We start from the raw sequence: 17,279 nt of genomic DNA on the forward strand, positions 1-17,279 counted from the left end.
TCCGTTTCTATCCGTCGACTATCCGTCGCCGTCGAGACCGGAGGCGGAGAGCCAGTCCGGGTCGAACGCCTTGGTCAGGTAGTTGATGCCGCCGTCCGGCGCGATGGCCACGACGGTCGAGCCCGGTCGCGCATCCCGTGCCGTGCGCAACGCCACCGCGACGGCGAGGCCGGACGACGGCCCGAGCAGCAGAGCCTCCTCGGCGGCGAGCCCGCGCACGGTCGCGTAGACCTCGCGGTCGTCGACGGTGTGCACCTCGTCGAGCACGTCGGAGTCGAAGGTGTGGGGCCACCACTCGCGCGGCCACGCCGAGCCGACGCCGTCGACCAGGATGCGGCCGGGAGCCCCGCCCGCGTATGTCGAGCCGACGGGGTTGGCGCCGATCACGCGCACCGCTCCGTCGCTCACGTCTTTGAGGTAGCGGCCCGTGCCGCTGACCGTGCCGCCGGTGCCGATGGCCGCGACGAAATGCGTCACGGACCCCGCCGTCTGACGCCAGACCTCCGGGCCGGTGCCCTGGTAGTGCGCGGCCGGGTTGGCGGCGTTCGCGAACTGCGCCGGGCGCCACGACCCTGGAGTCTCCGCCGCGATCCGGTCGGCCACGGCGCGCGGGTTGGCCGGATCGTCCGGCCCGGCCTCCCAGTCGGCGACCACCAGGCGGGCGCCGTATGCGGCGAGCACCTTGCGCTTCTCGTCCGAGATGTCGCCCGCGTGCACGATGACGACCGGATGCCCGGTCAGCCGGCCGATCAGGGCCAGGCCGATGCCGGTGTTGCCGCTCGTCGCCTCGATGATCGTCCCGCCGGGGGCGAGCGACCCGTCCGCCTCGGCCGTGCGGATCATGTTCAGGGCGATGCGGTCCTTCGACGACCCTCCCGGGTTGCGCCCCTCCAGCTTGACGAGCACGCGGGAGGAGAGGCCGCGCGTCAGCGAACGCAGCTCCACGACGGGAGTGTTGCCGATCAGTGCGGCAACGGAGTCGAGCACCTCGCCGGGCGCGGCGACGGCGCCTGCTGCCTCTGCGGGGCGGACATCGACGGTGGTCATGAAGAGACAGTAGGCGCGCATCCCCGACCGGCGTGCGGCTGTTGCCGACTGTTACGTCACACGCCGTAGCATCGCGGCCCGGCTGCTGCGATCAGGCGCCCGTCGCGACCGGCCGGTCGTCGTCGTTCGACCACGCGGAGAACGATCCGGGGTAGAGCGCGGCGACGAAGCCCGCCTCCTCGAGGGCGAGGATCTCGTGCGCGGCCGTCACGCCGGAGCCGCAGTAGACCGCGACCGGCGCATCCCGGGTGACGCCGAGCGCCGCGAACCGGTCGGCGAGCGCGTCGGCGGGCAGCAGGGTGCCGTCGTCCGTGAGGTTGCCGGTGGTGGGCGCGCTCACCGCTCCGGGGATGTGCCCGGCGCGCGGGTCGACGGGCTCGACCTCGCCGCGGAACCGCTCGCCGGCCCTGGCGTCGAGCAGCACGCCGCTCTCCGGGAAGGCCGCTGCCGCATCCGCGTCGATCGTGGGCATTGCTCCCCACTCGACGGTCGCCGATCCCGGCTCCGGGCTGGTCGGCTCCGTCTCGATGGCGCCACCGGCACCACGCCACGCGGCCAGGCCGCCGTCGAGCAGCCGCACGTTCTCGAATCCGGCGTGGCGGAGCAGCCACCACGCGCGCGCGGCGGACGTGCCGGAGGCGTCGTCGTAGACCACGACATCGTCGCCGTCGTCGAGTCCCCAGCGGCGCACCGCGTCCCGGAAATCGTCGACGGCAGGCAGGGGATGCCGGCCGTCCGTCGGCAGACCGTGCCCGGCCAGCTCCGTGTCGAGGTCGACGTATACCGCTCCGGGAATGTGGCCGGCCGCGTACTCGTCGCGGCCGGGAGGGCCGCCCAGCTTCCACCGCACGTCGAGAACGCGGAGCGGGATGCGGGCGGTCGGCTGTTCGGCGAGTGCGGCGGCGAGCGAGGGAGCGTCGATGAGCTGCGTCATATCTCCCATCCTGGCGCATCGTCCTTCGGAGTAGAGTTCTCGCAGCAAGGCGGAGGTACCACCAGTGACGGAAACACGTATCCACTCATTCGTCACGAACGATGTGGACGAGTCGATCGAGATCGGCTCGCGTCTCTTCAACGATCACCATGTCCGGCCGCTCCACGCGCGCGCAGCCTTCTCGTACAGCCTCACCGCCGCCCGCGTCGGCACCGTCGCGTTCGGGCGGCTCCGCTACGGCTGCGAAGTGTCCGTGGACGTCACCGGCGCCGAGGACTCCTACGCCGTGAGCATCCCGAGCACCGGGACGATCCGCTTCCGCGGCGGAGGCGTGGACGCCGAGTCCACCCCGGAGCTCGCCATGGTTGGCAGTCCGGTCGACAGGGTGACCGTGAGCGGCTGGGCGGCCGAGGACGAGTCTCTGGCGATGGTCTGGTTCAACCGGCGCGCCCTCGAAGCCGACCTGGGCCGCCTCCTCGGCATCGACGCGCCCGTCGTCATCGCCTTCCCACGTCTCCTCGACCTCCGCGACGGCAGAGGGGCGGAGTGGTACGCGTACGCCAAGACCATCTTCGATGCCGTCGGGCGTCCCGGCGCGCTCGCCCTCAATCCGCTGGTCGCCGCCCAGGTCTCCAGCATCCTGTCGACCGGGCTGCTCCTGGCCGCCGACCACCAGTACCGCACAGCACTGGATGCGCCTCCCGCCCCGCAGACGCCCGCCACCGTCCGCCGCGCCATGCACTTCATCGAGGACAACGTGCGGGAGCCGATCACCGTGCCGGACATCGCCGCGTCCGTCGGGTCGAGCGTCCGCGCCCTCAACCGCGGTTTCAAGGAGCACCTCGGCACCAGCCCGCTCGCCTATCTCACCCGGGTCAGGATGGAGGGCGCGCACCGCGAGCTCCTCAGCGGCGCCCCGGAGGACACGTCGGTGTCGCAAATCGCGGCGGCGTGGGGCTTCTACCACTTCGGCCGGTTCGCGGCGCGCTACCGGGAGCAGCACGGGATGAGCCCGTCGGAGACGCTCCGCAGCACCGGCATCACCCGCTGAGACGGGACGCGCGCAGAAACGCGGAACGGCGCCGGGGATCACTCCCCGGCGCCGTTCGCGCTGTCGCGCTGTTCGCGCTGTCCTGCCGGACTCAGTGGCCGGTCGACGCCTTCGCGTTCGACTCGTACGACGTGTTGGTGGACTCGAAGAAGTTCACCAGCTCGAGCGTGTCGTTCGCCGTCGCCATCCACTTGGCCGGGTTGGCGACCTTGTACTCCGCCTCGAAGCCGAGCTCTTCGAGCCGGCGGTCGGCCAGGTACTTGACGTACTGGTTGATGTAGTTGGCGTTCAGGCCCAGGATGCCGCCGGGGAGGAGGTCGCGGTTGTATTCCTCTTCCATCTCCACCGCATCCAGGATCATCTGGCGGATCTCGTTGGCGAACTCCGGCGTCTGCAGGTCGGGGTTCTCCTCGAGCACCGTGAGGATGAGGTTGATGCCGAACTTGAGGTGCAGCGACTCGTCGCGCACCACCCAGTCGATCAGCGAACCGAAGTTGCGCAGCAGGTTCCTCTGGCGGAACGACAGCGCCACCATGAAGCCGGAGTAGAACCAGATGCCCTCGAGGATCACGTTGTACGCGACGAGGTTGCGGATGAAGTCCTGCTTGCCCTCCGTCGTCGTGATGTCGAGCGTCTGCTCCGTCATCCGCTTGATGAAGCTGACCTCGAACTCCTCCTTGCGGGCCATCGACGGGATGTCCACGTGGGAGTTGTACGCCTGCTCGCGGTCGATCGGGAACGTCTCGAGGACGTACTCGAACGACATGCAGTGGTTCGCTTCCTCCCACATCTGCTTGGCGAGGTAGAGGTGCGCCTCCGCCGCATTGATGTACGGGTACACGCCGAACGCGAGGGCCTTGTTCACCAGGAGCTCGTTCGGGTTGAAGTAGCTCATCAGGAAGGTGACCGCGTGACGTTCCTCGTCGGTCATCTTCTTGAAGTCGGCGATGTCCTCACCGAGCTGGATCTCGTTGGGGAACCACGTGTTCGCGACCGCCTGGTCGTACAGGTCCATCGCCCACTTGTACTTCACCGGCTTGAGCAGCAGGCCCTCTTCGATTCCCGTTCCCAGAATCGGCATCGTGTCTCTTCTCTCTCTTTCGGGTCAGCTGGCTACTGGCAGGATTCGCACTGCAGGTCGTCCATCGGGTCGACGGGGACGTAGTATTCCTCGATCTTGGTGTTCATTACTTCTCACCACCCGTCGAGAGTCCTCCGAAGCCGAACCCGCGGCGAGCCGGTGCCGCCGGCGCTTCCGCCTTCTCGGTGGATGCGGCGGGAGCTCCTGCCCCGACCGTCGCGAAGCCCTTGCGTCCGCCCGAGATCTCCTCGGCCTTGTTGACCTTGACCGTGGACTGCTCGGCCTGGTGACGCGGCTTCATGTGCAGGTAGTACGTGGTCTTGACGCCACGCTCCCACGCTGCGTAGTAGATGTCCATCATGTCGCCGATGTCCCTGGTCTCCAGGTACATGTTGCGGCTGATGGCCTGGTCGATCCACTTCTGGGCGCGGGCCGCGACCTCGAGGAACGCGTACGGGGAGAGCTGGAAGCTCGTCTTGAACGCGGCCTTCAGGTCGTCCGGGATCTCGGCCACGTTCTGGATGTCGCCCTGCGAGCGCAGGATCGACTCACGGGTGGACTCCCACAGGCCGCGGGCCTGCAGGGCCTCGACCAGGTTGCGGTTGACCTCGAGGAACTTGCCGGACGAGGTCGAGCGGCTGAAGATCTGCGAGAACTGCGGGTCGAAGCCGGGCGTGGTGCCCGCGACCAGGCCGATGGATGCGGTCGGTGCGATGGCCATGAGGGTCGCGTTGCGCATCCCGCCCTTGACCTTCTCGCGCAGGCGGTCCCAGTCGAGGCGGGTGGTGCGGTTGACCTTGATCGGCACGCCGCGGTCGGCCTCCGTGAGGGCGATCGAGTCGAACGGGACGAGGCCCTGCGACCAGCGCGAGCCGTCGAAGTTCGGGTACGCGCCGCGCTCCTTCGCCAGGTCGGCGCTCTCGTCGATGGCCGCGTACGAGACGTGCTCCATGATCTCGTCGATCAGGTCGTACGCCTCTTCGCTCTCATAGCTGAACCCGAGGCGCTCGACGATGTCGGTGAAGCCCATGACGCCCAGGCCGATGGCACGGTTCTGCTGGTTGGAGAAGTCGGCCTCGTCGACGCTGGAGATCGTGATGTCGATCAGGTTGTCGAGCTGGCGGACGGCGCTGCGCGCGCTCTCCTCGATGCGGGCCCAGTCCATGTTGCCGTCGACCAGGTGGCGCGAAAGGTTGATCGACGCCAGGTTGCAGACGGAGACGTTGTCGCGGTCCTGCGGGAGGGTGATCTCCGTGCAGAGGTTGGACAGGTGGATGGTGCCGGTGTTGTTGTTGAGGGCACGGTTGTTGATGGTGTCCTTCCAGGTCAGCCACGGGTGGCTGGTGGTCTGGAGGCTCATCAGGATGTCCTTGAACTGCGAGCGAGCGCTGATCTTCTTGAACATGTGCAGGCGGCCGGCCTCTGCCTCGCCGACGTAGAACGCGTAGCGCTCCGAGAACTCCTTGCCGTAGAGCTCGTTGAGGTCGGCGACCTCCAGCGGGTCGAAGAGGTACCAGTCACCGTCGTTCTGAACGCGCTTCATGAACTCGTCGCTGATCCACACGGCCGTGTTGGCGGTGCGGGTGCGGCGGTACGGGTCGCCGGAGTTCTGGCGGAGGTCGAGGAACTCCGGGAAGTCCATGTGCCAGTTCTCCATGTAGAAGCAGAGGGCGCCGAACTTCTTTCCACCGCGGCTGACCGCGCGCAGCACCGAGTCGATCGTGTGCATGAACGGGATGGGGCCGGTGGAGGTGGTGTTGTTGGAGCGGATGGGCGAGCCCTGGGCGCGCAGCTTGGTGACGGAGAGGCCGATGCCGCCCGTGCCCTTGGTGAGCCACATCACGTCGCGCACGCTCTTGGCGATGTGCTCGATGTCGTCCTGCATCTCCATGACGAAGCAGTTGGAGAGCTGCGGGTACGCGGTGCCGGCGTTGACGAGGGTGGAGCCCGCCGCGAGGTATTCGAGCTTCGACATCTTGTTGTAGAACTCGAGCGCGTGGGTGGTGGGGTCGGCCTCGTTGAGGGACAGGCCCATCGCGATGCGCATCCAGAAGTACTGCGGCACCTCGAGCGTCTCGCCGTTGCGGGCCTTGATGCCGTAGCGGTTGTTGAGGGTGACGACGCCGATGTACTTGAGCAGGCCGTCCCGCGACGGGTCGAGGTAGCCGGCGAGGCGGTCGAGGTCGAAGAGGTCGGTGAAGCGCGGGTCGAGCAGCTGCTCGGAGACGCCGCGCTCGATGTATGCACGGAAGTGGCTGGCGTGCAGGGCGACGAGCTCGTCGTGGCCCTCATAGTCGCCGAGGACGCGCTTGTAGATCGTCTTGAGCAGGAGGCGGGCGGCCACGGTGTCGAACGCCGGGTCGTCCTTCACGTTCTGCAGGGCGACCTGGATCACGGCCTCGTCGAGCTGCTGGGTCGTGATGCCGTCGAACAGCGTCAGTTCGAGCTCGCTGGCGATCTGGGTGACCCAGGTGATGTTCTCGTCGAGCCCCTGCGCGGCGGTCTCGATGGCCAGGTTGATCTTGTTCGCGTCGTACGGCTCCCGTTCGCCGTTGCGCTTCACGACAGTGATTGCCACTTTCTCTCCCTCTCAATGTGCCGCTCTGCCTGAGCGGCGAAGTCTGTGCATCCCCGCGGGCGCGCAGAACGCACCCGCAAAACCCCTTATCACGGCCGAAATCCGCTGGGCGAGAACCGCAGTGCGTTTCGGCGTGTGACCACTATATAGCGGGGTACCGACATTTATCGAACCCCATATCTAGTGGGCGTGTCATCCACAGATGTGCATAAGTTATGCACTTATCCACAGGCCGCCGCGCCCCTTGGCGAACCGCATCCCACCGATAGACTTGACCTCTTGTGAGCACGTATTCCAGCCTTCTCAAGACGCCGGGCGTCACGCGGATCATCGCTGCCCAGCTCCTGGCCAGGTTCCCGTTCGGGATGCTCTCCCTCGCCTTCCTCCTGCACATCGAGCACGTGCACCACTCCTACGGGGCGGCCGGACTGGTGCTCGGGGCGATGAGCATCGGCCAGGCGATCGCCGGTCCGATGACGAGCCGCCTGATGGGCATCCTCGGGATGCGCCTCGTGCTGTGGACGACGCTCGTCCTGTGCGCCGTCGCCGTCGCCGCGATCGGCCTGTTCGTCATGCCCATCCCGCTGACGATGGGCATCGCGTTCTTCGCCGGCCTCAGCATGCCGCCCATTCAGCCGGCGGTGCGCACCATTTACCCGAAGATGGTCAACTCGCGCCAGCTCACTCCCCTGTTCTCGCTGGACGCCTCCGCGCAGGAGATCATCTGGATCGCAGGTCCCGTGGCGATCACGTTCGTGGCCACCCAGATCGGCACGGTCGAGGGCATCCTGATGTCGGTGGCGATCATGCTGCTCGGCGGCCTGTGGTTCATCTCGTCTCCCGAGGTGGGGCGGGTGCGCATCCCGCGCAGCAAGCGGAGGTTCGGCGTGGTGCTCGCGCGTCCTCCCGTGCTGCTGGCGACGGTGGTCGGCTTCCTGCTGATCGGCTCGTGCGCGGCGATCGAGGCCGGCGTCGTCGCCAACTTCGGCGAGGGCTCGCCGTTCGCGGGCATCGTGCTGGCGATCTGGTCGCTTGGCTCGCTCGTCGGCGGCCTCGCGTTCGGGCATGTGCCGATCGGGCCGTGGGCGACGGCGCGGCGCATGCTGATCGTGTTCGTCGGCGTCGTCATCTCCACGTTCATGCTCGGCTCCTGGTGGGGCCTGTCACTCACGCTGATCATCGCCGGCCTCGGCATCGCTCCGGCCCTCGCGGTCCTGTTCGCGATCGTCTCGGCGAGCGTCAAATTCTCGGACACGGCGGAGGCGTACGGCTGGGTGGGCACCGGCCAGCTGATCGGCGCCGCCCTCGGCTCCGCGCTGGCAGGCTTCCTCATCGACGGCACCGGCCCGGTCGGCGCCTTCTACGTGGCAGGGATCTTCGCCCTCATCGGCTTCATCGTCCCGGCACTCGCGCACCGCATCCACCCCGACCTCCGCGGCCGCGACGCCTCCCCCATCCCCGACACGGAGCCGGTCCCGGTCCAGCCGTCCTGACGCGTGCGGCGCGGCGTGCTTGAAGGCGGCGCGCGGCAGGCGACGTGCAGCAGGCGACGACGCCCCGGCACGCCAGCGGGTGCCGCGCCCGCAGACCTTCCGTCCCGACGGAGAACGCGCGCGCCACGCCGCTGCCACCTCCGCTCAGACGGAGAACGCGCGTCCAAATCGCCACATCTTCCGGTTCTACGAAACCGCGGCGCGACGCAGCAGCCCCTCCGGGAGCGTCTCCGCTCGAACGGAGAAACCGCGCGCCACGCCGCGCGGAAGTCCGCTCAGACGGAGAACGTACGCTCGCGCTGCCGAGTTCTCCGCAACAGCGGAGCGCACTCAGGACGCGCGCCGGGTGCGGACGGGGGTCGGGCGCGGGCGCGGGCGGGACGCGGGCGGAACGCGCGCCCGCGCCCCCTACCAGCGCGGGTGGACGGCGGCGCGGAAGCGGCGGTCGTAGATGTCGCGGACGGCCGCCTCGAAGGGCGCGCCGAGCGGCGCCGCGGAGCCCGCGACCGCGTTGGCCCTGGCCTGCTCGGGTGAGCGGGCTCCGGGGATCACCGAGGAGACGCCGTCCTGCTGCGCCACCCAGGCGAGCGCCGCCTGCGCGGGGGTGAGCCCGGACGGCACCAGCGCCGCGAACTCGCGCGCGGCCGCCACACCCTCGGCGAAGTCGACGCCCGAGAACGTCTCGCCCACGTCGAACGCCTCGCCGTGCCTGTTGTACGTGCGGTGGTCGTCGGCGGCGAACGTCGTGTCCGCCGTGTACTTGCCGCTCAGCAGCCCGGAGGCGAGCGGCACCCTGGCGATGATCCCCACCCCGGCCTCGCGGGCGGCGGGCAGCACCTCGTCGAGCGGCTTCAGGCGGAACGCGTTCAGGATGATCTGCACCGTCGCCGTGCCGGGTCGCGCGATCGCAGCGAGCGCTTCGTCGCAGGTCTCCACGCTGACGCCGTAGTTCGTGATCACGCCGTCGGCGACCAGGGTGTCGAGCGCGTCGTAGACCGCGTCGTTCGAGAACACCGGCGTCGGCGGGCAGTGCAGCTGCACCAGGTCAAGCGTGTCGACGCCGAGGTTGGCGCGGGAGCGGTCCGTCCACTCGCGGAACTTCGCGAGCGTGAAGTTCGCCGGGTCCTGCTCCTCGCGCCTGCCCATCTTGGTGGCCACCGTGAGCGACAGCTCGGGATGCGCAGCACGGTACGCGCCGATCAGCTGCTCGCTGCGCCCGTCGCCGTAGACGTCCGCCGTGTCGAAGAAGGTCACCCCGGAGTCGACGGCCGCGTCGAGCACGGCCAGCGCATCCGCTTCGCTGACGTCGCCCCAGTCCGCGCCGAGCTGCCAGGTTCCGAGTCCGATGACGGAGACCGTGCGGCCCGTCCTTCCGAGTGTGCGCTGCTGCATACCGCCAGGCTACGCGAACATCCGCGCGAACGTCCCGGCGCTCACGCCGGCTGCAGCACGCGCGACTCCTCGTGCTCGGGAACGGCGGCGGCGACCACCTCCTGGTCGCGGAAATGCCCGGCCACCATCGCGATCACCCCGACGAGGCTCCACCCGATCAGCACCAGCCAGGGGAACAGCGTGTCGGAATCCGGGAAGTAGGAGAGGTCGCGCACCAGCGTCGCCGACGCGCCCGGCACGAACCACTGCCCGATCTCGCCCCACGGCGAGAGCATGAACTGGATGGGCTGCGCCGCCGACGACAGCGGGTTGCCGACCAGCATGGTGAGCACACCGCCGACCGCGATGCCCGCCCGGCCGATCAGGGCGTTCATCCCGACGATGAACGACGCCGTCGCGAACATCGCGAGGCCCACGGCGAGCGCGTTCATCCCGTAGTCGCCCTGCAGCACGCCGAACCCGGCCTGCATGATGCCCGCGATGCCGAGTCCTCCGACGATCCCGTATGCGGTGACGGCTACGAGCCTGCGCCAGCTGCCCGCGACGAGGAAGGAGATCAGGATGCCGCCGACGAGGCCGCCGAGGACGAGCGGGAAGGACGCGGCTGTGAGCCCGAGCCCGCGGGCGTCCGTCGAGGCGAGCGGCACCACGTCGGTGACGGTCACCGTGATGGTGGGCGCGACGGTCCCCGCCGGTGCTGCTCCGGATGCGACGGCCTGCTGCACCGCGGCGGCCGCCTGCGCGTTGGCCTGCGTCTGCAGCTGCCCGGCGAGCTGGCCGAGGATCTGGCTGACCGCCGCGCCGTTCGCGGACGCGGTCAGCACCTCCGGCTTCTGGCCGAGCACGATGGCGCCGTACACGTCCCTGGTCCGGATGCGGTCGACGGCCTCGGCGCGGGAGCTCACCGCCGTCACGGCGAAGACGCCGTCCGTCTTCTGTTCGAGGGTCTTCTGCACGGTGGCGACCTGCGCGCTGTCGCCCGCGATGGCGATCGGCACGTCCTTCACCGAGGAGGTCATGGTGGGCCAGACGAAGGCCAGGAGCACGACCGCGACGATCACGGCCGCCGCGACGGCGATGGCGACGGCGCGACCCCAGGGAGTGTGCGGGATGCGAGTGGGTGGTGGCGTGGTCATGGCGACTCCAAATAAAAAGAATGTTCGTTCTTTATTGTGAGGACGCCATCGGCTACTGTCAAGAACGAACATTCTTTTTCCCGAGGAAGCGAGGCGGACGATGCCGAAAGTCACCGAGGCCCACCGCGCGGCCCGGCGCCACGAGATCAGCCAGGCCGCACTGCGCTGCTTCGCCAGGAACGGCTTCCAGGGCACGTCGATGGCCGACATCATCGCCGAATCCGGGCTGTCCGCCGGCGCGATCTACGGCCACTACAGCAGCAAGAACGAGATCATCCAGCTGGTGATCACCGACGTGCTCGACGCCCGCTTCCTGGAGGTCGCCGAGGCCAGGACGCACTCCCCGCTCCCGGCGCCCGGCGAGATCGTCGGCCTCATCATCGGCGGGATGACGGCCCAGGTGGGCGACCTCGGGATGCTCGTGCAGGTCTGGGGAGAGGTCGCACACGAACCGGAGCTGCGGTCGATCACCGACTCCATCGGCCATCGGGTGCGCGGGATGCTCACCGACTACCTCACCGCCTGGTACGCCGAATCGCTCGGTGTGGGGGACGACGAGGCACACCGCATGGCCCAGCGGTACGCACCGCTCTACGTCGGCATCGTGCAGGGCTACGTCACGCAGACCACCCTGTTCGACGATTTCGACAGCGCGGCGTACCTCGCCGCCGCGTCGAGCATCCGGCCGGCCTAGGGCGCCTCACACAGGGCGCGTCACACGCAGGCGGCGGCCACCACCCGGGCGAGCCGCTTCCGGATGATGTGGTCGTTCCCGTCCACCTTGTACATCGTGACGTGCCGCATCGCCTCGATCACCGCGAGACTGCCGGGCGCGATGAACGCGTCCAGCGTCCCGAAGACCACCTCCACCGGCACGCGCACCCGCGCCAGGTCGCTGACGACGGTCTGCGACTCGATGCAGTTCTTCAGCGACAGCACGAACGGGGTCCAGTTCTTCTCCGTGATCTCGAACACGCCCTTGATCGGCAGGAGCTTCGCGAGGATCGCCGCGTTGCGGATCGTGAAGTCTTTGTTCGTGCGGAGGAACTCCCACGCGCGCAGGTATGCACTGACCCTGCTGCGCACCCGCCGGTCGCCGATCTCCGCCGGGGTGCCGTAGATCGGCGGGCCGACGAGCACCAGCCGGGACAGCGCGTCCGGATACTGGGCGGCATACCTGGCGACGATCAGGGCGCCGAGCGAGTGCCCCACCAGGACGAAGGGATGCGTGAGCTTCAGCGACCGCAGCGTCGCATGCAGGGCGGCGACGTGCTCTTCCAGCGTGTACGTCGCATCCGGCGGCGTCGGGGAGCGCCCGAAGCCGAGGATGTCGATCGAGATGACGCGGTGCGTCGGTTCGAGCAGCGGCACCAGGTTCTGGAAGGTGACCGACGACGACGCGATGCCGTGCACCAGGACCACGACGGGCCCGGTCCCCTCGTCGCCGGCGACGTGGAGCAGAGGAGCGCGCCGGAACAGCCGTCCGACCGCGTCCTTCACTCGCCCCATGCGCCCCACCCTCTCACACGCGGTGCGGCCACCACGCGGGCAGCACCCTGTCGAGCACGGCGATCGGCGCATCCACCTGGCGGGGCCGGTCGCCGTCGAGCCAGACGTCGATGGCGCCGATGATGCCGTCGGCGAGGTAGCGGGTGATCATCCGGCGCTCCTCCGGCGTCTCGGCCGGCACCGTGATGCTGTGCTGATCGAGCAAGAGCTCCAGCGACCCCTGGAAGTGCGCGCTGAGCATGGCGTGCAGGCTGGCGGATCCGCTGTCGGCTCCGAGCCCGCGCCGGTAGATCGCGTCGTGCTCGTCGACGTGCACCAGCACGGCACGCGTGACGCCCGCCACGGCGGAGACCGCATCGTCCGGGCCGACGTCGACCAGGTAGCCGGCGCGGAGGACGTCGAGTTCCGCGGTGAGCACGCGCTGCAGGAGTTCGGTGGGCGACGGCGCGTAGGTGTAGACGGTCGAACGGTGCACGCCGGCCGTGCGCGCGAGCTCGGAGACCGTGATCTCGGCGACCGGATGCTCGGTGGCGAGGGCGAGGATGGCCGCGCTGAGTCTGGCGGTGGTCTTCTCTTGGCGCGCATCCATGTTTCGATCGTACAATCGAGTTATCCGACATGTGTTGGATAACTGAAAGGAGATTCACTCATGGCTCAGTACGACGTCGCCAACCGTTCCGCGATCGTGACGGGAGGCGGCTCCGGCATCGGCCGCGCTGTCGCCCTGCTCCTCGCGCAGAGCGGAGCATCCGTGCTCGTCACCGACCTGAACGAGGCGAACGCCACCGCGGTGGTCGGCGAGATCCAGGCAGCGGGAGGCACGGCAGCCGCTCTCATCGGAGACGTGACGGACCCCGAGTTCGCCGTCGCGAGCGTCGCAGCGGCGAACGAGCTCGCTCCCCTGCGCATCGCCGTGAACAACGCCGGCATCGGCGGCGAGGCCAACCCCGTCGGTGACTACTCGCTCGACGGCTGGCGCAAAGTCATCGAGATCAACCTGAACGCCGTCTTCTACTCGATGCGCCCGCAGCTCGACGCCATCGGCGCCAACGGCGGCGGCTCCATCGTCAACATGGCTTCCATCCTCGGCAGCGTCGGCTTCGCCGGCTCCTCCGCGTACGTCACCGCCAAGCACGCGCTGGTGGGCCTCACCCAGAACGCGGCCCTCGAGTACGCGGACAAGAAGGTGCGCGTCACCGCCGTCGGTCCCGGGTTCATCCGGACCCCGCTGGTCGAGTCCGCGATGGATGCGGACGCCCTGCACTTCCTCGAGTCCAAGCACGCCCTCGGCCGCCTCGGCGAGCCGGAAGAGGTCGCGGCACTGGTCGCCTTCCTCGCCTCGGACGCCGCGAGCTTCATCACCGGCAGCTACCACCTTGTCGACGGCGGATACACCGCCCAGTAACCGGGCGGATTCCGGCCGAGCGCGCTCGGTCACGCTCACCTAGGCTGAAGGCGTGACCGAGCACATCCCCCTGCTGAGCGACGAGCTGCTGGAGCGCATCCGCTCCCGCGCCGCCGGCTACGACGCCGAGAACGCGTTCTTCGCCGACGACTTCGCCGAACTGGTCGAGGCCCGATACCTGAAAGCGCTGGTCCCCGCCGAGTTCGGCGGCCTCGGCCTCGGCCTCGAACGCGTGGCGAGGGAACAGGTGCGCCTCGCGGGCGCTGCCCCGGCCACGGCGCTCGCGGTCAACATGCACCTCGTCTGGACCGGCGTCGCCAAGGTTTTGCACGACCGGGGAGACTCCTCCCTCGACTTCCTGCTGCGCGAGGCGGGCGCCGGTGAGGTGTTCGCGTTCGGCCTGAGCGAGGCGGGCAACGACCTCGTGCTGTTCGGCTCGACCACCGACGCCCGGCCGCAACAGGACGGCTCGTACCGCTTCCACGGCACCAAGATCTTCACCTCGCTCTCCCCCGCCTGGACGCGGCTCGGCACGATGGGCCTCGACACGACGAGCGCGGACGCACCGAAGATCGTCTACGGCTTCATCAACCGCGACGGCGGCGGTTTCAGCATCCGGGAGGACTGGAACACGCTCGGGATGCGCGCCAGCCAGTCCAACACGACCGTGCTCGACGGCGCGGCCTCCCCCGCCGACCGGATCGTCCGCCGCCTCGATCCCGGCCCCAACCCCGACCCGCTCGTCTTCGCGATCTTCGCCAACTTCGAGATCCTGCTCGCGGCCGTGTACACCGGCATCGGCGCCCGCGCGCTCGACCTCGCCGTCGCCGCCGCGCACCGCAGGACGAGCCTCAAGAACGACGGGCGCAGCTACGCGTCAGACCCGGACATCCGGTGGAGGGTGGCGGACGCCGCTATCGCCCAGGATGCTCTGCTGCCGCAGCTCGACGCGATCGCCCGGGATGTGGACCGGCAGGCCGACCACGGAGCGCAGTGGTTCCCCAAGCTCGTCGGCCTGAAGGTCCGCGCCACCGAGACCGCGAGGCAGGTGGTCGACCAGGCCATCCGGGTGTCCGGAGGGTCCACCTACTTCGCCGGGAACGAGCTCGGCCGGTTGTACCGCGACGTGCTCGCCGGCATCTTCCACCCGTCGGACGACGAGTCCGCGCACTCCACCGTCGCGAACGCCTGGCTCGGGCCGGCCGACGAGACCACGAAAGGGACAGCATGACGCAGAACACCGCCGAGGACTACGCCGAGCGGCTGAAGCGAGGGGCACGGAGCGCCGCCGCCGCCGGATTCGACGGTCTGCTCATCGCGCCCGGCCCCGATCTCGCGTACTTCGCCGACTACCTCCCGATCGCCACCACCGAGCGCATCACGATGCTGGTGGTCCCCGCTGACGGCGAGCCCACCATGATCGTCCCGATCCTCGAGCACGACAGCGCCGCCGCCACCCGCGCAGCCCCCGCCGTGCGCTTCGTCGACTGGTCGGACGGCACGGACGAATACGTGCCGACCGCCGCCCTCCTGAAGCCGGACGGACGATACGCGATCTCCGACGCCGCCTGGGCGATGCACCTGCTCGCGCTGCAGCAGAAGCTCCCGGATGCGCGGTTCGAGTCGATCTCGCACGCGCTCCCCATGCTCCGCGCCGTCAAGGGCGCCGACGAGGTCGAGCGGCTCGCCGCGGCGGGAGCTGCAGCGGACGCGACCTTCGAGCAGATCGTGTCCGTGCGCTTCGAGGGACGCACGGAGAACGAGGTGGCGGCCGACCTCGCCAGGCTGCTGCGCGAACACGGCCACTCGCAGGTCGACTTCACCGTGGTCGGCAGCGGCCCGAACGGCGCCAACCCGCACCATGAGGCGGGCGACCGCACCATCGAGCACGGCGACATGGTCGTCCTGGACTTCGGCGGCATCATGGACGGCTACGGCTCGGACACCACCCGCACGGTCCACGTCGGGGAGCCGACGGACGAGGAGCGCACGGTGTTCGAGACCGTCAAGCGCGCCCAGCAGGCCGCGTTCGAGGCGGTCGAGGTGGGCGTCGCCTGCCAGGAGATCGACCGTGCGGCGCGCGCGGTGATCCGGGATGCCGGATACGGCGAGTACTTCATCCACCGCGTCGGCCACGGCATCGGCATGACCACGCACGAGCCGCCGTACATGGTGGAGGGCGAGGAGCGGCCGATCGAGGCCGGGATGTGCTTCTCCATCGAGCCGGGCATCTACCTGCCTGGGCGGTTCGGGGTGCGCATCGAGGACATCGTCGTGGCCACCGAGACCGGCGCGCGGAGGCTCAACAACACCAGCCGCGAGCTGCACATCGTCCAGTGACAGCGGCCACGCGCATCCTGAGCCCGTCCGACGCCGAGCGGCTGAGGGCGCTGCGCAGGATGAAGCTGATCGCCACCGGCCTGTTCGTGCTGATGGCGGTGATCTTCGTCGTGGCGTTCACGCTGCAGAGCAGGTTCGCCTGGCTCGGCTACGTGCGCGCGGCGGCGGAGGGCGGCATGGTCGGCGCGCTCGCCGACTGGTTCGCGGTGACGGCGCTGTTCCGGCACCCGCTCGGGCTGCGCATCCCGCACACGGCGATCATCCCGAACCGCAAGGACGAGATCGGCGCGAGCCTCGGTGAGTTCGTGGAGACCAACTTCCTCTCCGACGAGGTGGTCGCCGGCAAGCTCGGCTCGATCGACATCGCCGGGGCGCTCGGCGCCTGGGTGGCGAAGCCGGAGAACGCGCGCCGGGTGGTCGGCGAGGCGTCGACCGCGGTGCGCGGGCTGGCGACGATGCTCGACGACGAGACCATGCGGGACGCCATCGAGGCGGTCGTCCGCACGCACCTGATCGAGCCGGAGTGGGCGCCGCCGATCGGCAGGCTGGGCGCGCGCATCCTGGACTCCGGTGGTCATCACGAAGCCGTCGATCTGGTGATCGACCGGCTGGACGACTGGATCGCCGCCAACCCGGATGCGTTCGGCGCGGTGGTCTCGGCCCGCCTGCCGTCCTGGCTGCCGTCGTTCGTCGACCGGCTGGTGGACGACCGCGTGTACACGGAGGTGCGTCGGTTCATCGCGGAGGTGCGTTCGGACCGGCAGCACAAGCTCCGCGCCGCCATCGATGGCTACCTCGCCGAGCTGGTCGACCGCCTGCAGCACGACCCGGCGACCATCGCCAAGCTCGAGGCCGCCAAGCAGCACGCGTTCGACGACCCCCGGGTGCGCGAGCTGGCCGGCTCGGCCTGGCAGGCGGCCAAGGCGGCGGCCGTGGATGCGCTGGCCGACCCGGAGAGCGAACTGCGGCTGCGTGCCCAGGCGGCCCTGGCCGACGCAGGAGCCCGACTCGCCGCCGACCGGGAGCTCGGCGCGAAGGTCAACACCTGGCTCACCGACGCCGCCGTGCACCTGGTCGCGACGTACCGGCACGACATCGCGAGCGTCATCAGCGACACGGTCACGGCGTGGGATCCGAGCGAGACCACCGAGAAGATCGAGCTGCAGGTGGGCAAGGACCTGCAGTTCATCCGCATCAACGGCACGGTGGTCGGCTCGCTCGCCGGGCTCGCCATCTTCACCATCGCAACGGCCCTGCTCCCCGCCTAGCCGCGGCGAGATGCCCCCATCTGTCGCGAAACGCCCGGGATGCGG

15 protein-coding genes are annotated in these 17,279 nt (G+C 69.3%); 7 read left to right on the forward strand and 8 right to left on the reverse strand.

Going from position 1 to position 17,279, the window contains the following annotated elements:
* Window positions 1–18: 18 nt before the first annotated feature.
* Window positions 19–1,047 carry a PLP-dependent cysteine synthase family protein gene (locus tag B7438_RS11780; protein ID WP_085369788.1) on the reverse strand — a complete coding sequence of 343 codons (1,029 nt, stop codon included), beginning with the start codon at window positions 1,045–1,047 and terminating at the stop codon, window positions 19–21.
* Between the two features lie 91 nt (window positions 1,048–1,138).
* Window positions 1,139–1,981, reverse strand: a complete 843-nt coding sequence (locus B7438_RS11785) for a sulfurtransferase (protein WP_085369789.1) — start codon at window positions 1,979–1,981, stop codon at window positions 1,139–1,141.
* Window positions 1,982–2,045: 64 nt separating this feature from the next.
* Here B7438_RS11785 and B7438_RS11790 point away from each other — a divergent pair, with 64 nt between their 5' ends.
* Window positions 2,046–3,032 (forward strand): AraC family transcriptional regulator, encoded by a 987-nt coding sequence (locus B7438_RS11790; RefSeq protein WP_085369790.1) that lies wholly within the window; start codon window positions 2,046–2,048, stop codon window positions 3,030–3,032.
* A gap of 91 nt (window positions 3,033–3,123) precedes the next feature.
* On the opposite strand, the gene B7438_RS11795 is transcribed toward B7438_RS11790, so the two are convergent.
* Together B7438_RS11795 and B7438_RS11800 are read right to left on the reverse strand one after the other, a co-directional pair.
* Window positions 3,124–4,113, reverse strand: a complete 990-nt coding sequence (locus B7438_RS11795; RefSeq protein ID WP_085369791.1) for a ribonucleotide-diphosphate reductase subunit beta — start codon at window positions 4,111–4,113, stop codon at window positions 3,124–3,126.
* A 106-nt stretch (window positions 4,114–4,219) separates the two neighbouring features.
* On the reverse strand, window positions 4,220–6,691 hold the full coding sequence (locus B7438_RS11800; protein WP_179150798.1) for a ribonucleoside-diphosphate reductase subunit alpha: 2,472 nt from the start codon (window positions 6,689–6,691) through the stop codon (window positions 4,220–4,222).
* A gap of 281 nt (window positions 6,692–6,972) precedes the next feature.
* On the opposite strand from B7438_RS11800, the gene B7438_RS11805 reads away from it, so the two are divergent.
* Complete coding sequence (locus B7438_RS11805; RefSeq protein ID WP_085369792.1) at window positions 6,973–8,184, forward strand: MFS transporter; 1,212 nt, start codon at window positions 6,973–6,975, stop codon at window positions 8,182–8,184.
* Window positions 8,185–8,592: 408 nt separating this feature from the next.
* Here B7438_RS11805 and B7438_RS11810 read toward each other — a convergent pair whose 3' ends face one another.
* Together B7438_RS11810 and B7438_RS11815 are read right to left on the reverse strand one after the other, a co-directional pair.
* Window positions 8,593–9,576 carry an aldo/keto reductase gene (locus B7438_RS11810; protein WP_085369793.1) on the reverse strand — a complete coding sequence of 328 codons (984 nt, stop codon included), beginning with the start codon at window positions 9,574–9,576 and terminating at the stop codon, window positions 8,593–8,595.
* 41 nt (window positions 9,577–9,617) lie between these two features.
* The gene (locus B7438_RS11815) at window positions 9,618–10,712 is read right to left on the reverse strand and encodes a hypothetical protein (protein WP_085369794.1); all 1,095 of its coding nucleotides are present in this window, start codon (window positions 10,710–10,712) and stop codon (window positions 9,618–9,620) included.
* Between the two features lie 100 nt (window positions 10,713–10,812).
* On the opposite strand from B7438_RS11815, the gene B7438_RS11820 reads away from it, so the two are divergent.
* Window positions 10,813–11,406, forward strand: coding sequence for a TetR/AcrR family transcriptional regulator (locus B7438_RS11820; RefSeq protein ID WP_085369795.1), 594 nt, complete (start codon window positions 10,813–10,815; stop codon window positions 11,404–11,406).
* A 20-nt stretch (window positions 11,407–11,426) separates the two neighbouring features.
* Here the strand turns inward: B7438_RS11820 and B7438_RS11825 are convergent, their stop codons facing one another.
* Together B7438_RS11825 and B7438_RS11830 are read right to left on the reverse strand one after the other, a co-directional pair.
* Entirely contained in the window at window positions 11,427–12,221 is a 795-nt protein-coding gene (locus B7438_RS11825) for an alpha/beta fold hydrolase (protein WP_085369796.1), read from the reverse strand.
* A gap of 13 nt (window positions 12,222–12,234) precedes the next feature.
* Window positions 12,235–12,810, reverse strand: coding sequence for a TetR/AcrR family transcriptional regulator (locus B7438_RS11830; RefSeq protein ID WP_085369797.1), 576 nt, complete (start codon window positions 12,808–12,810; stop codon window positions 12,235–12,237).
* A 60-nt stretch (window positions 12,811–12,870) separates the two neighbouring features.
* Between B7438_RS11830 and B7438_RS11835 the strand changes: the two genes are divergently transcribed.
* The 4 genes from B7438_RS11835 to B7438_RS11850 are packed head-to-tail and all read left to right on the forward strand — an operon-like array spanning window position 12,871 to window position 17,234.
* Window positions 12,871–13,626 (forward strand): SDR family NAD(P)-dependent oxidoreductase, encoded by a 756-nt coding sequence (locus B7438_RS11835; RefSeq protein WP_085369798.1) that lies wholly within the window; start codon window positions 12,871–12,873, stop codon window positions 13,624–13,626.
* Window positions 13,627–13,678: 52 nt separating this feature from the next.
* Complete coding sequence (locus B7438_RS11840; RefSeq protein WP_085369799.1) at window positions 13,679–14,857, forward strand: acyl-CoA dehydrogenase family protein; 1,179 nt, start codon at window positions 13,679–13,681, stop codon at window positions 14,855–14,857.
* On the forward strand, window positions 14,854–15,966 hold the full coding sequence (locus tag B7438_RS11845) for an aminopeptidase P family protein (protein ID WP_085369800.1): 1,113 nt from the start codon (window positions 14,854–14,856) through the stop codon (window positions 15,964–15,966). Before B7438_RS11840 ends, B7438_RS11845 begins: the two co-directional genes overlap by 4 nt.
* Window positions 15,963–17,234, forward strand: a complete 1,272-nt coding sequence (locus tag B7438_RS11850; protein WP_085369801.1) for a DUF445 domain-containing protein — start codon at window positions 15,963–15,965, stop codon at window positions 17,232–17,234. The genes B7438_RS11845 and B7438_RS11850 overlap by 4 nt, the downstream gene beginning before the upstream one ends.
* The last annotated feature ends 45 nt before the right edge of the window (window positions 17,235–17,279 follow it).

The organism is Leifsonia sp. NCR5, from assembly GCF_002105485.1.
Taxonomy (GTDB): Bacteria; Actinomycetota; Actinomycetes; order Actinomycetales; family Microbacteriaceae; genus Leifsonia.

Coding starts and splice junctions, on each gene's coding strand:
- B7438_RS11830 (WP_085369797.1), bottom strand. CDS start 12,810: ATGGATGCGCGCCAAGAGAAGACCACCGCCAGACTCAGCGCGGCCATC.
- B7438_RS11795 (WP_085369791.1), bottom strand. CDS start 4,113: ATGCCGATTCTGGGAACGGGAATCGAAGAGGGCCTGCTGCTCAAGCCG.
- B7438_RS11845 (WP_085369800.1), top strand. CDS start 14,854: ATGACGCAGAACACCGCCGAGGACTACGCCGAGCGGCTGAAGCGAGGG.
- B7438_RS11825 (WP_085369796.1), bottom strand. CDS start 12,221: ATGGGGCGAGTGAAGGACGCGGTCGGACGGCTGTTCCGGCGCGCTCCT.
- B7438_RS11835 (WP_085369798.1), top strand. CDS start 12,871: ATGGCTCAGTACGACGTCGCCAACCGTTCCGCGATCGTGACGGGAGGC.
- B7438_RS11780 (WP_085369788.1), bottom strand. CDS start 1,047: ATGACCACCGTCGATGTCCGCCCCGCAGAGGCAGCAGGCGCCGTCGCC.
- B7438_RS11820 (WP_085369795.1), top strand. CDS start 10,813: ATGCCGAAAGTCACCGAGGCCCACCGCGCGGCCCGGCGCCACGAGATC.
- B7438_RS11785 (WP_085369789.1), bottom strand. CDS start 1,981: ATGACGCAGCTCATCGACGCTCCCTCGCTCGCCGCCGCACTCGCCGAA.
- B7438_RS11810 (WP_085369793.1), bottom strand. CDS start 9,576: ATGCAGCAGCGCACACTCGGAAGGACGGGCCGCACGGTCTCCGTCATC.
- B7438_RS11815 (WP_085369794.1), bottom strand. CDS start 10,712: ATGACCACGCCACCACCCACTCGCATCCCGCACACTCCCTGGGGTCGC.